This window comes from Microlunatus aurantiacus (assembly GCF_039536605.1).
Classification (GTDB): Bacteria; Actinomycetota; Actinomycetes; order Propionibacteriales; family Propionibacteriaceae; genus Microlunatus; species Microlunatus aurantiacus.
This window is the reverse complement of the sequence record NZ_BAAAYX010000028.1, coordinates 1-1752: the sequence shown is the minus strand read 5'-3', so window position 1 is coordinate 1752 and position 1752 is coordinate 1. Positions and strand designations below refer to the sequence as shown.

General features: G+C 63.1%; 1 protein-coding gene and 1 pseudogene. One reads left to right on the top strand and one right to left on the bottom strand.

The window, feature by feature from the left end:
- The first annotated feature begins 94 nt into the window (after positions 1 to 94).
- Positions 95 to 1270 (top strand): AbfB domain-containing protein, encoded by a 1176-nt coding sequence (locus ABD714_RS22010; protein WP_344814611.1) that lies wholly within the window; start codon positions 95 to 97, stop codon positions 1268 to 1270.
- Between the two features lie 86 nt (positions 1271 to 1356).
- On the opposite strand, the pseudogene ABD714_RS23140 reads toward ABD714_RS22010, so the two are convergent.
- Positions 1357 to 1557 (bottom strand): annotated as a pseudogene (locus ABD714_RS23140) (helix-turn-helix domain-containing protein); the annotation flags it as partial.
- Positions 1558 to 1752 lie beyond the last annotated feature (195 nt).

Here is a 1752-nt window from a genome sequence, read left to right as displayed (position 1 = left end):
ATGACCATCAACCAGGCCCAAGCCGCCTGACCGAACCTGTCACCTACTCGTGCAGCAGACCCGTTCAGTCGTCTCGTTTCCTAATGCGCCTGGGATGGTGACCATCACCTGGGCGCACAGTGGCAGCGACGCGTTCTGGTTTGTGATCGAGTTGGAGTCGCCGGGCGCCGCGTGGATCGCTGACGCCGACAAGCGAGTCTGGTCGGTGACGGGTCTGCAGGCGGCAACGACCTACAGGTTCAGGGTGTGCGCCGTCCACGCCTTCGATCGCAGCTGCTCGGAATGGGTCTCGGTGACCACTTTTCCCGCACCTGTCACGCCAACGACGCCGCCGCCGCCGCCGGACGCTGCCAAGCCGTTGCCCGGCTTCGTCGGCGCCTTCGAGGCGCTAGGTCTTCCAGGCAAGATCATCCGTCATCGCAACGCTCTCGGCGAGATCTCTGACCTCTCCAGCGATCTTGACCGCGCCGATGCAACGTTCCGGATCTTGCCCGTAGGCAACGACACGGTCCGACTCGAGGCCACCAACTTCCCACGGCACTTCCTGCGCCATCAGAATTTCCGGGTCGTGCTTCACCAAGACGATGGCACCGACCTGTTCCGCCTGGACTCCACCTTCAAGACGAGCCGCCGAGGGCTGTTCGCTTGGACGCGTCTTGAGTCGGTGAACTTTCCAGGCCACTTCATCCGACACCGAAATTTCGAGCTTTGGGTCGACCCGGACGACGGGTCCCCACTGTTCGCCAGCGACTCCGCCTGGCGACGCCTGCCACCGCCGCAGCGCGGGCTGACGCCTGGAGCAATGTCGATTCAGTCCGACAACTTCCCGGATCGCTTCCTACGCCACCGTGATGGCGTTGGCTTCATTGATCACATCAACAGCGATCTAGGCCGGCGCGACGCGACCTTCATCGTGCGCCGAGCCCTGCTGCAGCCCGCTGATCCCAAACCTGCCGGATATGAGGGCAACGACCAGATCAGCGTGAGTTTGGAGTCCGTCAATTTCCCGGGCCACTACCTACGTCACCAGGACTTTCGCATCAAGCTGCATCAGAACGACGGAGGACTGCTTTTCCGTCAGGACGCCTCCTTCATGTTCCAGGACGGAGGCAATCCCGAGGGCAACGGCGGCTTCAGTCTTGAGGCCGCGAACCTACCGGGACACTTCATCAGACATTCCAACTTTGAACTGTGGCTGGCGAAGAACGACGGAAGTAACCTGTTCGCCCGCGACGCTGCCTGGCACCCAGCACCCAGTCTCTTGGGGTAAATCGATGGGCTCGCGGAAGTCTCGATCCGGATCCGTCGTGATCCCCGCCGCGGATGCTGGCGACGCATCTCCGCCACCTGCACCTCGACATCAGGCGGCGACTGGTGCGGACAGGACGCCGGGCGGTGCGACCGATCCGCCAGACCTGCGATCTGCTCACTGAGATAGCGAACGAGCCATCGGTGAACGGTGGAGCGGTGAACTCCGAACCGTTCCGCGACTTCGGTGACATCAGCACCCGCCAGCGCAGTTCGAACCGCGTCCAGCCGCTGCTCGACAACAGACAAGGCAACGAGTACCAATCCCGGCTCCTCCAGTCCGAACGCCCCACGGAAACGTCGAACTCAGAGTGACCGAACCGGCCCGGTGTCGCACATCAACTGGCGGACGACTGTCGCACGTCACCCGACGGAGGACAACGTTGGTCCGCCACCTGATGTGCGACACCTGGGCTAGGAAACTGAGGGACGGCCCGGGGTCGG

Coding starts and splice junctions, on each gene's coding strand:
- ABD714_RS22010 (WP_344814611.1), top strand. CDS start 95: ATGGTGACCATCACCTGGGCGCACAGTGGCAGCGACGCGTTCTGGTTT.